The 12,682-nt window shown below is 39.9% G+C and carries 11 protein-coding genes; 6 read left to right on the top strand and 5 right to left on the bottom strand.

Annotated features, from left to right (window positions below; genetic code table 11):
• Window positions 1-26: 26 nt before the first annotated feature.
• Genes OLM45_RS01850 through OLM45_RS01835 form a run of 4 tightly spaced genes read right to left on the bottom strand, consistent with a single transcriptional unit; the run spans window position 27 to window position 3,628 of the window.
• On the bottom strand, window positions 27-1,169 hold the full coding sequence (locus OLM45_RS01850) for an efflux RND transporter periplasmic adaptor subunit (RefSeq protein ID WP_264511492.1): 1,143 nt from the start codon (window positions 1,167-1,169) through the stop codon (window positions 27-29).
• 19 nt (window positions 1,170-1,188) lie between these two features.
• A complete protein-coding gene (locus OLM45_RS01845; RefSeq protein WP_129460542.1) occupies window positions 1,189-2,529 on the bottom strand; it encodes a TolC family protein in 1,341 nt (446 codons plus the stop codon).
• A gap of 11 nt (window positions 2,530-2,540) precedes the next feature.
• Window positions 2,541-3,134 carry a TetR/AcrR family transcriptional regulator gene (locus tag OLM45_RS01840; protein ID WP_264511490.1) on the bottom strand — a complete coding sequence of 198 codons (594 nt, stop codon included), beginning with the start codon at window positions 3,132-3,134 and terminating at the stop codon, window positions 2,541-2,543.
• 2 nt (window positions 3,135-3,136) lie between these two features.
• Window positions 3,137-3,628: a YceI family protein gene (locus tag OLM45_RS01835; RefSeq protein ID WP_264511488.1), complete on the bottom strand. Its 492-nt coding sequence runs from the start codon at window positions 3,626-3,628 to the stop codon at window positions 3,137-3,139.
• 167 nt (window positions 3,629-3,795) lie between these two features.
• Here OLM45_RS01835 and OLM45_RS01830 point away from each other — a divergent pair, with 167 nt between their 5' ends.
• From OLM45_RS01830 to OLM45_RS01820, 3 genes are read left to right on the top strand one after another with little or no spacing between them, the layout of a single operon-like run.
• On the top strand, window positions 3,796-4,770 hold the full coding sequence (locus OLM45_RS01830; protein ID WP_264511486.1) for a polyprenyl synthetase family protein: 975 nt from the start codon (window positions 3,796-3,798) through the stop codon (window positions 4,768-4,770).
• Between the two features lie 4 nt (window positions 4,771-4,774).
• Window positions 4,775-5,464 carry a hypothetical protein gene (locus OLM45_RS01825; protein WP_264511484.1) on the top strand — a complete coding sequence of 230 codons (690 nt, stop codon included), beginning with the start codon at window positions 4,775-4,777 and terminating at the stop codon, window positions 5,462-5,464.
• Window positions 5,465-5,478: 14 nt separating this feature from the next.
• Window positions 5,479-5,832: a hypothetical protein gene (locus OLM45_RS01820; protein ID WP_264511482.1), complete on the top strand. Its 354-nt coding sequence runs from the start codon at window positions 5,479-5,481 to the stop codon at window positions 5,830-5,832.
• Here the strand turns inward: OLM45_RS01820 and OLM45_RS01815 are convergent.
• Window positions 5,829-6,356, bottom strand: coding sequence for a hypothetical protein (locus OLM45_RS01815; RefSeq protein ID WP_264511480.1), 528 nt, complete (start codon window positions 6,354-6,356; stop codon window positions 5,829-5,831). The two genes, OLM45_RS01820 and OLM45_RS01815, sit on opposite strands and share 4 nt — an antisense overlap.
• Window positions 6,357-6,473: 117 nt before the next feature.
• On the opposite strand from OLM45_RS01815, the gene OLM45_RS01810 reads away from it, so the two are divergent.
• The 3 genes from OLM45_RS01810 to OLM45_RS01800 all read left to right on the top strand — a co-directional run bounded on the left by OLM45_RS01810 (window position 6,474) and on the right by OLM45_RS01800 (window position 12,586).
• The gene (locus OLM45_RS01810; protein WP_264511478.1) at window positions 6,474-9,251 is read left to right on the top strand and encodes a 2-oxoglutarate dehydrogenase E1 component; all 2,778 of its coding nucleotides are present in this window, start codon (window positions 6,474-6,476) and stop codon (window positions 9,249-9,251) included.
• A gap of 153 nt (window positions 9,252-9,404) precedes the next feature.
• A complete protein-coding gene (gene odhB / locus OLM45_RS01805; RefSeq protein WP_264511476.1) occupies window positions 9,405-10,637 on the top strand; it encodes a 2-oxoglutarate dehydrogenase complex dihydrolipoyllysine-residue succinyltransferase in 1,233 nt (410 codons plus the stop codon).
• Window positions 10,638-10,873: 236 nt separating this feature from the next.
• Window positions 10,874-12,586 (top strand): helix-turn-helix domain-containing protein, encoded by a 1,713-nt coding sequence (locus OLM45_RS01800; RefSeq protein ID WP_264511474.1) that lies wholly within the window; start codon window positions 10,874-10,876, stop codon window positions 12,584-12,586.
• Window positions 12,587-12,682: the final 96 nt, after the last annotated feature.

Below are 12,682 nucleotides of genomic sequence, written 5' to 3'. Positions count from 1 at the left end.
CACTTATACACATTTACACTTTTCCACTAAAAATTCAATTTCATTCCTTCTGAAATCGTATTCACACCGTCTGTTACAATCAATTCCTCAGCAGCTAAACCACTTAAGATTTCAGTGAAATTATCCGACGATTGTCCTGTTTTTACAACCACTTTTTTCGCTTTAGCGGTTTTTCCGTTGACTTCTGAAGCTACATAAACATAACTTTCACCATTCGCGTCTTTTTGGATAACATTCGTAGGAACTACTAATGCTTTTTTATTTACATAATCAATGATGCGTAATTTCGCCACTTGATTCGGACGTAGCAATCCTTGTGGGTTGGGTACAGTTACTTCGATACCGAAACTACGGTTGCTTGGGTTGATGAAATTCCCCACTTGGCGCACTTTTCCTTTGTAGGTTTTTCCTAATGAAGTTAAGAAAACATCCACTTCGGTACCCACTTTTAATTTGCCTACATAAGTTTCTGGAACAGTTGTAGAAACATACATGTTGCTCACATTTACAATGCGCATTAAACCTTGAGCGCTTGGCGAAACAACTTGACCTTTTTCAACAAAAACTTCATCAATGGTTCCTGTAAAGGGAGCGCGAATGATCGTTTTCGCCAATTGTGCTTTCAATTGTGCTACTCCTTTTTGAGCCGTAATCATATTGGTTTGGGCTTGCAAATACTGCATTTCCGATCCAATTTTTTTGTCCCAAAGATTTTTTTGACGGTCAAAATTGGTTTTTGCTAAGGCATATTGATTTTCCAAGCTCGCCAATTGTTGGCTCAAACCGGCATCGTCTACGCGACCTAATACTTGCCCTTTGCTCACGCGTTGACCCGCTTTCGCATTAAGTGACACAAGGGTTCCGCTGAATTCGGGTTGAATTAAGATGTTTTCTTTAGTGTCCACATTACCTTGCACTTCTAAGTAATGGTTAAATACGGTGTCTTTTACCGCTTGAACACTAACTAACGCTTCGTCTACTTTAACGTTCATTTCAGTCAAAGCTGCGTCGATCTTGTTGATGTCGGCTTGCAAAGCGGCTTTTTTTAACTGCAATTCTTTTGCATTTTTAGCTTCAATTAAGGCGTCAATGTTGCCCGAAGCGTCTTCTTTTTTACCACAAGCAACAAGTAGCGTTGTGGCCAAAACAAGGGTGATATATTTTTTCATGGATATAGGGAGTATTTATTTAGTTTTTATTGAGTAATTTTTCTAAAGCCGCTCTTTTGGTAATCACGTCTACCATGGCTTGTAAATACGTTTGTTGCGCCGTGTACAATTGACGTTGCGCGTCAGTAAGGTCAAAACTCGAGGTCAAACCTTCTTTGAATTTCACTTGGTTTTTCGATTCGATGCGTTCTGCCAAATTCAAATTGTTTTTGGAGGTGCCCAACTGTTCCAAACTGAACTCATAATCGCTTTTCGCTTTTTCAAATTGTAGTTTTAACTTTTGTTCCGTTTCTGTTAGTCGAGTTTTCGATTGCTCCACAGCAATTTTTGCTTGTTGGGTTCGAGCACTTCGCCCTAAACTGCTGAAGATTGGAACAGTTAATCCAACACCTAAATTGGAATAATTAAACCACTGTTGGTCTGAATTAAAAAACGTGAATTTATTTCCGAAGGAATTGGCACCAAAGTTTACTTGTGCACCTAATGACGGTAATGCTTTACTTTTTTCCAATTTCAACAACAACTCAGAACTGGTTAAGGTATTTTGACCAATTTGATAATCAATGTTGTTTTTCACCTCAAATTGTTCTTTTAAAATCGCCAAATCCATGTTGGTTTGGGTCAGATAATCTAGTTTATCTTTTAATGTAAGTTGGTCTTCCAAGTTCACCCCCAATACTAATTTTAGCATATCTAAGGCGATACGTTTTTGGCGTTTTACATTTTCCAAAGCGCTATTCACTGAAGCTAATGTGATTTGTAACTGCTCCACATTTTCTTCTTCCGTAAATCCGTTTTTGTAAATTTCACGGGTATCGTTTAAAGTTTTTTCTAAAGCCGCTTTGTTGCGTTCGAAAATCACGATACTTTCATCCGCTAAAAGCACATTGCCATACGAAGTAGTCACGATTTCGCGCAACTCTTGGTTGGTTTTTACTTTCGCATTTTCGGAAATTTTTAAATAGGTTTTGGCGGATTGTAAACCTACTAAATAGGAACCGTCAAAAATCAACTGACTTAGCGTTAACGCCGCATTCATATTGTGTTTGGTTCCAAAAGTAACCGGAATGAATTCGCCCGGTTGTCCTCCAAAAAATTCAGCAGGAATTAACGATTTCTGTAATTTAAAATTGTCTTGATAGTTGACACTTCCACTGATTTGAGGCAACCCCATTGTGGTGGTTTCCCATTTTTTCTTTTTGGCCGCCTCCACATCACGGTTGGCATTGATCGCCGAATAATTATGCTGAATAGCATGATCAATGGCTTCTTTTAAAGAAAACGCATACGACTGCGGCTGTTCTTGCGCCATGAGTGCCATCGGGAGCATGAGGAGAATTGCATAGAGTTTAGTTCTCATGAGATTGATGATTAAGTATGGATTGATAATTGTTTTTCTAATTCTACTAAGCCCGCCGATGTAGCGATGGCTCGGGTATGGTATTCTAAGGCTTTTGCCTCCAATTCGTAAGCGTCTTTTTCAAGCATGGTATTTCCGTTGATGTCAAAAATCAGCGTATAATAAAATCGTACGGCGGCTTCAATATCGACATTGTCGCGGTACAAACCTTCGGCAATACCTTTTTCAATATTGCTGCGAAACATGTGGCGACAATCTTCCATTTCATTGACAATCAATTTGTCATAAATTTCAGGATAGTGCTTTTTCAATTGATAAGCAGGTGAATGATCAAAGGTTTGAAACATTTCTTTGAACATGTTGCGCATTTCAAAATTCTCTTCAATAGCATTGTAGTTGCGGGCAACCACTTCGTCCATTAGGGTGTGAATTTTTTGATGAATGACTTCTGTGCCTTCTTCAATCAACGCTTCTTTGTTGCTGAAGTATTTGTAAATCGTTTTTTTCGAAATACACATCTCACAGGCAATATCATCCATTGTAACACTTTTGAAGCCTAACTTCAAAAACATCTCCGTTGCCTTTTTGATGATTTTTTCTTTCATAATTATTGCGCTAAAGCGTATTGAGTAAATTCCAAATGAGCGGTCAAATTAATGTGTTGTCCTAATGGAAATCCATCAATCATAATGGGTTCGTGATCGTTCCAACCAAACTCTCGTTTGGTCAATATGCCATAAATTTCAAATCCGGCCTTATTGATCCCGTTGTCTTGGGTCAATGATGTCAACACAGCTTCCATTTCAACCATCTTACTCACATTGTTCATCGTGAGTATACCTTTTATGAAATTGATATTGGCATTGATTTTTTGAAAACCAACCGACTTGAAACTGATTTTTGGGGAAAAGGTCGAACGTTGGTTTGGACTCAAGTCCAAATCAAATTCGATGGTCGCGTCGGTTAACGCATCATTTTCTATGTGAATGGATCCTTGTGTTGAGGTAATGGTGCTGTTCAAATAACGCCCTACTCTTCGTCGGGGTTTGATGAGAACATCAGAAGCAGCTGTGTCTATGGTCCAAAATGCATGTTGCATAAGTGTGTCCTTTTTACGATTTCGGCTACAAATGTAAAATGGAAACTTTTAATACTAAAAAAGTTTCCGCGTTCTTAACAGAAATTTAACGTTGGACATTTTTGAAGAATTTATGAAGTGTTTCGTGACAGAATTCCTTAGTTTTGTCGGAATTAATTTTGAAGCACATGCAGTCTTTAGCGCATTATCAATCACTTATCGCGGATTATTTTGAAACTTCATCCGTAGTGAAAGAGCCAAAAAATCTCTACGAACCCATTCAATATATTCTTTCCTTAGGTGGCAAACGGATTCGTCCCGTACTCACGTTGATGGCGACTGAGGTTTTTGGTGAGGATTGCAAAAAAGCCTTAGCAGCCGCTACTGCTGTAGAAGTGTTTCATAATTTTTCCTTAGTGCATGACGATATCATGGATGATGCCCCGCTGCGTCGTGGTCATGAAACGGTACATGAAAAATGGAACATCAATACAGGCATCCTTTCCGGTGATGCCATGCTGATTTTAGCCTACCAACATTTTGAAGAATATGAACCCGCTGTATTTCGGGATTTGGCCAAATTGTTCAGTAAAACGGCGATCGAAGTCTGCGAAGGACAACAATACGATGTCGATTTTGAAACCCGCGATGATGTAACCTTGGACGAGTATTTGAAAATGATCGAATACAAAACCGCTGTACTCGTTGGTGCTGCCCTGAAAATGGGCGCTATCGTGGCGCAAACTTCCAAAGAAAATGCCGATTTAATCTATGATTTTGGTCGAAATTTAGGCATCGCTTTTCAGTTGCAAGACGATTATCTCGATGCCTTCGGAGATCCCGAAGTGTTTGGAAAACAAGTGGGCGGTGACATTATTGAAAACAAAAAAACAGTGCTTTACCTCAAAGCGCTGGAGTTTGCCAATGAAGCTACCCGCGAACAATTGATGCAGTTGTATTCCATCCAACCTGTTGACCCAACGGATAAAATAGAATCCATTAAAGGACTTTTTGAAACAACAGGCGCCGTAGCCGCAACACGTCAAGCTATTGAATCCTACACCGCAAAAGCTTTTCAATGTTTGGATCAGTTGCAAATTAGCAGTGAGGCCAAAGCGATCTTGCACGCTTTCGGATTACAATTAATGGGTCGAAACGCCTAAACCAGTGGCCAAAGCCAGTTTTCCATCCCATCGGTTTTTTGTTGGAATCGCTATTTTTTTCTTTGTATTTACCCCATTCGCACTAGCCCTCGAATCGGGAAATTTTTTCGCCCAGGGTCGCGAATGGACCAACGGTTTGGTCATCGTTTATTTTATGGGATTGGTTTGCCTTGTTTCCCAACCTTTGCGCTGGTTAATGGTGCACATGGTTTGGCTTTCTTATTTGGGCGAACTCTTGTTTTGCGAACTTTTACATTGGTATTCTTACCGTACGACAGGCATTCCATTATATGTGCCTTTCGGACATGCACTAGTGTATGCAACAGGGTATATTTTAGCGCAACAACCGGTGTTCATTTGGCAAGAGCGTTCCATTCGTGAAATTTTCATTGTGCTATTTTCTAGCGCATTTTTAGGAGTTGGACTTTTTTTTAAGGATTATTTTACGCTGGTTTTAGGATTGTTGTTTTTTCTTTTACTTCGAAGAAAACGATGGCAAAATTTGTACTTTTTCATCGCGGTTTGTGTTATCTTTATCGAACTCGTAGGCACCTATTTTCAATGTTGGACCTGGAAGCCCAACGTTTGGGGATTGCCCACTTGTAACCCGCCCATTGGGGCTGTATTTTTATATGCTGGCGGTGATGTGTTGCTCGCCAAAATAGTACAAAAAGTAAATAAAATAAACGTGTAAAGAATGCTATTGAAATGCAATTTATAGCCCCCATATCAACCGATTTATTGCTCGATGAGGCGACTCGAGACGGCCTTTATCTCAAGCTCATTGAACAAATTAACAAGGATTTTAATTTTGCCAACGAAGCGGTAGATTTTCATGCATCGACTACTCCCCATGAATTGAAAATTCAGTTGCATGAAAAAGTCTTTCGACTCATTCAACACAAATATGCCGAACTCTTAAATCTGCTCTACATTATTGATGTTCCCGAAGACAATCTTAAACAACTTGATGGTACAGATACCGTGGAATTGGCCGAACAAATTGCTTTTTTAATTTTAAAAAGAGAATGGATGAAAGTGTGGTTTCGTGCCCATTATTAGAAAAATACCCGCACAAAAGGAATTAATGCATCTCCATACACACCTTTATCTTTTTCAAACAAAACATTGTACCGAAATCCGATGGTTACGTTTTCAAAGCGATACCCCGCTCCTAAAAACAATCCCGTATTCCAAAAATGCTCAGAATAATTACTCTGTTCGCTTTTATAATGCACGCGTAATTGTTCCAATTCCACCGAAAGTTGGACCTGTTCAATGGGTTGTACCAGTCCGATCAAACTGCCTCCATACATTTTAGATGAAAACAAATTATCCTGATTTAAAACACTGTACTGCAATCCCGCACCAGCAGCAAGGTATTCATTAAAGTTATAAATCGCCGAGGGAGCCACAACCACATTGGTGAATCCGTTGCCAATTGCTAATCCAAAAGTACCTCCAAATTGTACCTGATCCCAAAAATTAGTTTTTTTCACGTCTTGTGCATTCACTGAAAAACTTAAACAGAAAAGTAAGAGGATTTGCAAAGGATTTGTTAAAATTTTAGCAAGTTTCTTTCTCATGATTTGGTATATATTTATTTAGCGATATAAATGTAGTAAAATCGTTGAAAGATTATTATAAATATCATACTTTTGCACTAATTTTTTGAAATACAAGTATACATACCCAAAAATATCATGGATAGGTTTTCCTTTTTAAATGCAGCACATACTCAGTTTTTTGCTGATTTATACGAACAATATCTTGCAAATCCAGACAGCGTTGAGCCCAGTTGGAGAGCGTTTTTTCAAGGATTTGACTTTGCTTTGGAACACTACAGTGACGAAGCGAATACCGGCGAACAATTGGTGGTTTATGCCAATAGCGAAGGCGGTAATGCAGCGGCTTCCGAGAAGTTGCAAAAAGAGTTTAATGTTTTAAAATTAATCGATGCGTACCGCACTCGTGGTCACCTGTTCACAGAGACCAATCCCGTGCGTGATCGTCGAACCTACAGTCCGAACCTAGACATCGAGAACTTTGGTTTATCGGCCTCTGATTTGGATACGGTTTTTGATGCAGCCAAAGTGTTGGGTCATCAACCTTCTACTTTGAAAGAAATTTTAGCGCATTTGAAAAATGTATACTGCCAACACATTGGTATCGAATACATGTACATGCGCCGTCCAGAAGTGATTCAATGGATTCAAGATCGTTTGAACATCAACGATAATTTACCCAACTTCAATGCTGATGAAAAGAAGCATATTTTGGGGAAATTGAACGAAGCGGTTTCTTTTGAAAACTTCTTACACACAAAATATGTTGGGCAAAAACGTTTCTCCCTTGAAGGTGGAGAAAGTTTGATCGCCGCTTTAGATGCAGTTATCGATGCTGCAGCCGACAAAGGAGTAGAGCAATTTGTGATGGGAATGGCCCACCGCGGGCGTTTGAACGTGTTGGCCAATATTTTTGGCAAACCTACCCAAGATATCTTCTCTGAATTTGACGGAAAAGATTACGACAAAGAATATTTCGATGGCGACGTAAAATACCACTTGGGGTTAACTGCTGAACGCAAAACCAAAAATGGTAAAAAAATCAACATCAACTTAGCACCCAATCCTTCGCATCTTGAAACCGTAGGTGCCGTGATTGAAGGAATTACCCGTGCAAAACAAGATAAATATTATGCCGACGATTTCTCGAAAGTATTGCCCATCGCCGTACATGGTGATGCTGCGGTAGCCGGTCAAGGAATCGTGTATGAAATTGTACAAATGTCGCAACTCGACGGGTACAAAACGGGTGGAACCATTCACATTGTGATCAACAACCAAGTAGGTTTCACCACCAATTATTTGGATGCTCGTTCGTCAACCTATTGTACCGATGTGGCTAAAGTAACCTTGTCTCCTGTATTGCACGTCAATGCGGATGATACGGAAGCCGTAGTACACGCGATGTTGTTTGCACTTGATTTCCGTATGCAGTTCCAACGCGACGTGTTCATCGACTTGTTGGGTTACCGTAAATACGGTCACAACGAAGGGGACGAACCCCGTTTTACCCAACCCGTATTGTACAAAATCATTTCCCGTCATAAAAATCCGCGTGATATCTATGCCGAGAAATTGATTACGCAAGGTATTGTCGATGCGGCGTACCTGACCAAAATCGAAAATGAGTACAAAGCGAAATTGGATGAAAACCTCCAAGAATCGCGTAAAAAAGATAAAACCATCATCAAACCGTTCATGCAAGACGAATGGAAAGGATTCGTGCAAGTATCGGATGATGAAATGTTGAAAAAAGTAGACACCAAATTTGACCGCAAGAAATTGGATCAAATTATCGAAACGGTTTCTACCTTACCTTCTGACAAAAAATTCATTAGCAAAATCCAAAAAATTGTTTCTGATCGTAAAACCATGTACGATAACAATGCCTTGGATTGGGGAACGGCTGAAACCTTGGCATACGGAACCCTTTTGATGGAAGGATACGACATCCGTGTTTCGGGTCAAGACGTAGAACGCGGAACGTTCTCGCACCGTCATGCGGTTGTAAAAGTAGAAGATAGTGAAGAAGAAGTAATCTTATTGGATACCCTAAAAGACAAAAAAGGGAAGTTCCATATTTACAACTCCTTCCTTTCCGAATACGGTGTTTTAGGATTTGACTATGGTTACGCTTTAGCCAATCCGAATGCCTTGACCATTTGGGAAGCGCAGTTTGGGGATTTCTCTAACGGTGCCCAAATCATGATTGACCAATACATTTCTTGTGGGGAAGACAAATGGAACAACCAAAACGGTATCGTACTTTTGTTGCCACACGGTTATGAAGGACAAGGAGCCGAACACTCGTCAGCACGTATGGAGCGCTATTTACAATTGTGCGCGCGCCACAACATGTATGTTGCCGATTGTACGACACCAGCCAACTTCTTCCACTTGTTGCGTCGTCAAATGAAAACGAAATTCCGCAAACCGTTGGTGGTTTTCTCACCAAAAAGTTTGTTGCGTCACCCGTTGTGTGTGTCCACCGTTGATGAATTGGCAAAAGGCCATTTCCAAGAAACGATTGACGATAACACCGTGGATAAGAAAAACGTAAAAACCGTTGTATTCTGTACCGGTAAGTTCTATTACGATATCTTGGCCGAACGCGAAAACTTGGGCCGTAATGACGTCGCTTTGGTGCGTATCGAACAGTTGTTCCCGCTTCCTGTTGACCAATTGAAAGAAATCATCGCTTCTTATCCAAATGCCGATGATTACGTTTGGGCTCAGGAAGAACCAAAAAACATGGGAGCTTACGGCTATATGTTGATGAATTTTGATTTAGTACCTTGGCGCTTGGCTTCGTTGAAAGCTTATGCCGCACCAGCAGCCGGTAGTCACACCCGTGACCGTCGTCGTCACGCCGATGCGATCCGCATGGTATTTGATAAAAATTTATTCCGTTCCTAATTTTTTAGGAGCTATTTCCCGCTTTCCGCAGTATCTTCCCACCTTACAGGATGGCAAGGATACTTGCTGCAATCGGGGCTAGGGCAACCTGCAATTAATAACGTTCCATTAAAGAACAACACATACAATACAAAACTTTTAAACTAAAGGATTATGATTTTAGAAATGAAAGTGCCTTCTCCGGGCGAATCGATTAAAGAAGTGGAAATCGCTACATGGTTAGTCCAAGATGGTGATTATGTAGAGAAAGACCAAGCGATCGCTGAGGTAGACTCGGATAAAGCCACTTTGGAATTACCGGCTGAGGCCAGTGGAATTATCACATTAAAAGCATCAGAAGGGGATGCAGTTGCTGTAGGCGCTGTAGTTTGCCTTATTGATACCGCTGCTGCAAAACCTGCAGGTGGCGCTCCCGCAGCAGCTCCTGCTAAAGAAGAAGCAAAACCAGTAGCAGAAGCGCCCAAAGCGGCTCCTGCACCAGCACCCGCTCCAGCACCTGCTGCGACCTATGCCGCACAAACGCCTTCGCCAGCTGCGCGTAAAATTTTAGAAGAGAAAAACATGCAACCCTCCGATATCGTAGGTACAGGTAAAGGTGGACGCATTACGAAAGAAGATGCTATCAATGCCGTACCTTCTATGGGAACACCAACAGGTGGTAACCGCGGTTCAGAACGTACTAAATTATCCATGTTGCGTCGTAAAGTAGCGGAACGTTTGGTGTCTGCGAAAAACGAAACCGCTATGTTGACGACGTTCAACGAAGTAGATATGACCAATATCTATGCGTTGCGTGATCAATTTAAAGATGAATTCAAAACTAAACACGGTTTAGGTTTAGGCTTTATGTCGTTCTTTACCAAAGCCGTTACCCGTGCATTACAATTATATCCCGATGTGAACTCGATGATCGACGGTCAAGAAAAAGTATCGTATGATTTCTGTGATATTTCTGTAGCCGTTTCCGGACCTAAAGGGTTGATGGTTCCTGTTGTTCGTAACGCAGAAACTTTATCTTTCCGTGGAGTAGAAGCTGAAATCAAGCGTTTGGCGATTCGTGCACGCGATGGTCAAATCACCGTTGATGAAATGACGGGAGGAACGTTTACTATTTCCAATGGTGGAGTTTTCGGAAGTATGTTGAGTACGCCTATTATCAATCCTCCGCAATCCGGTATTCTAGGAATGCACAACGTAGTGGATCGTCCTATTGTGCGTAACGGTCAAATCGTGATTGCACCGGTAATGTATGTAGCCTTATCGTATGACCACCGTATTATCGACGGACGTGAGTCGGTTGGATTCTTGGTGGCCGTTAAAGAAGCCTTAGAAAATCCAGTAGAGATTTTAATGAATAATAACCCTAAGAAAGCTTTAGAGCTATAGGGTTTCTACCGTCCTCGGATGAGGCGCCTCTATATGTAAAAATCCCAAACTCGAAAGGTTTGGGATTTTTTTGTTAAACCGTAAAATATGTTAAAGATGTAAGAGTGAAATCTGTATTTTTAGACTCAATATTTATAGCTAGAGTTATAATAATAGTTTAACTCAGAAAAGTGTCACGTTGCCTCAAAATGAATAGCCATCCGTTTCAATCTTGGATTAATGATTTCCTACAAAGTATGCAAAATTGCATCAAAAGCAGTATACTACTTGGCATTGTCCTCTTTTCAGGTCAGGGATGGGCACAAGAATTGACCAATCAAGAAGAACAAGAAATTCGCTCCATTCAACAATGGCTTGTTACCCAGCCTTATCTTGCATTTCAACACGCCCAAAAAATGACAACTTCATCCCGAGAAGTGGTGCGTGATTGCGGACATTATTATGTGGCCAATTATTATTATAACATTTCCGATTACACGAAAGCAAGACAGATTTTACAGACACTTCTGAAAAAAATTGCACAAGATAAACCCATACACGTGCACCAGCGCTATAGGGATTTAGTGCGAATGTGTGTCAATAAATTATTCTATATCCATAAAAATCTAGGCAACTATAATCAAGCTTTAGCCCTTTTAAAGTTCTATAAGAGTAGTATTCCAGAAGATCGTTATCACGAGCAAATGGCCATCGCAAAAGTAGCTATGGGGGAATATGAAGAGGGAATAGCTTTATTAAAACAGAATCTTCAAACCTCCAATTATTTATTGCATGCAGAAGGCGAGAAGAAAGTCATGCACAATAAATTTTATGCAGACAAATTAAACGAGATTGGAGAAGCCTATCAAAAATATTATGTGCAAAAGCAAAAGGAAGTTTTGTTAGATTCAGCGGATCATTATTTTGGAGCAGCAAATGCATTAATGCTTCGGGATCGTTTTCAAATCCCGTATACCCAAGCGTTATTATATATGCATAAAGCCAAAAGTGCTGCATTGAAAGGCGATTATGAAACGGCATTACAGTATTATTCAAAACGGCATGCGTTTCCAGAAATTCGACAAAATTTGCGTACGGTTCAAATTTTTGACTTGGGGATGGCCGATTGTTATTTTCATTTGAAGCAACCCGAATTAGCCTTGCAGTATGCGCAGCAATTTGTCAAAAACTACCAAGTAACTAAGGTTTCTAAAGAAAATTTGCTGATCGCTTATACGCTTATTTCTCAAAGTTACAAGCAAATCCATAATTCTGAAAAGGCTTTTGAATATGCGCAAAAATGTTTGGCACTGATCAAAGAAATGGATGCCATAAAACATCAATCTCTTGATTTTTTGCATGATTATGATTTGGATTCTATAAAAAAGAATTCGGATGAAGTTATCGCCGATAGAAATGCATTTATGTATATCATGATTGGCCTGGCGCTACTTTTACTTGTGGGATTGACCGGATTTTATTTTTATCACCGAAAACAAAAAGAAAATCATCAACGGTTTTTGGCCATCATTCAACGGTTGAAAGAAGTGAAGCAACCTTCTTTGCATTCAACCCAAGTAACAGAAGCGTCTGTTGAAAATAAAGCAATGGACCCTGAATTAGTAGAGAAAATACGGTCGGGCTTGTTACGTCTTGAAGCTAAAGAATTTTATTTGAAATCGGATTTTAAATTGGCTACCGTGGCCAAAAAACTCACTACCAATACCGCTTATTTGTCCCAATATTTTAACCAAGTGTTGCAAAAATCATTCACCGACTATACCCAAGAATTGCGTGTTGAGTATGTTTTGCAAAAGTGGAATACTTCTTCTCAATTCCGCAATTTTACCCTTCAAGCCATTGCTGAAGAAGTGGGGTATAAAGATGCCAATACCTTTGTACGGGTATTTAAAAAGCAAACCGGACTTACACCAAACTACTATCTTGAAAAACTTAAAATAGCTGATTAAGTATTTAGAAATCAATAGTATATGTTGTTTTTGTGTTTTGATAATTTATAAATAGTCCAATTTATTAATTGTAGGAACAGATCAATCCACATAGAT

The organism is Flavobacterium sp. N1719 (assembly GCF_025947045.1).
In the GTDB taxonomy this organism is placed as follows: Bacteria; Bacteroidota; Bacteroidia; order Flavobacteriales; family Flavobacteriaceae; genus Flavobacterium; species Flavobacterium stagni.
Note: the sequence above shows the minus strand (reverse complement) of the source record. Positions and strands in the feature narration are given on the sequence as shown.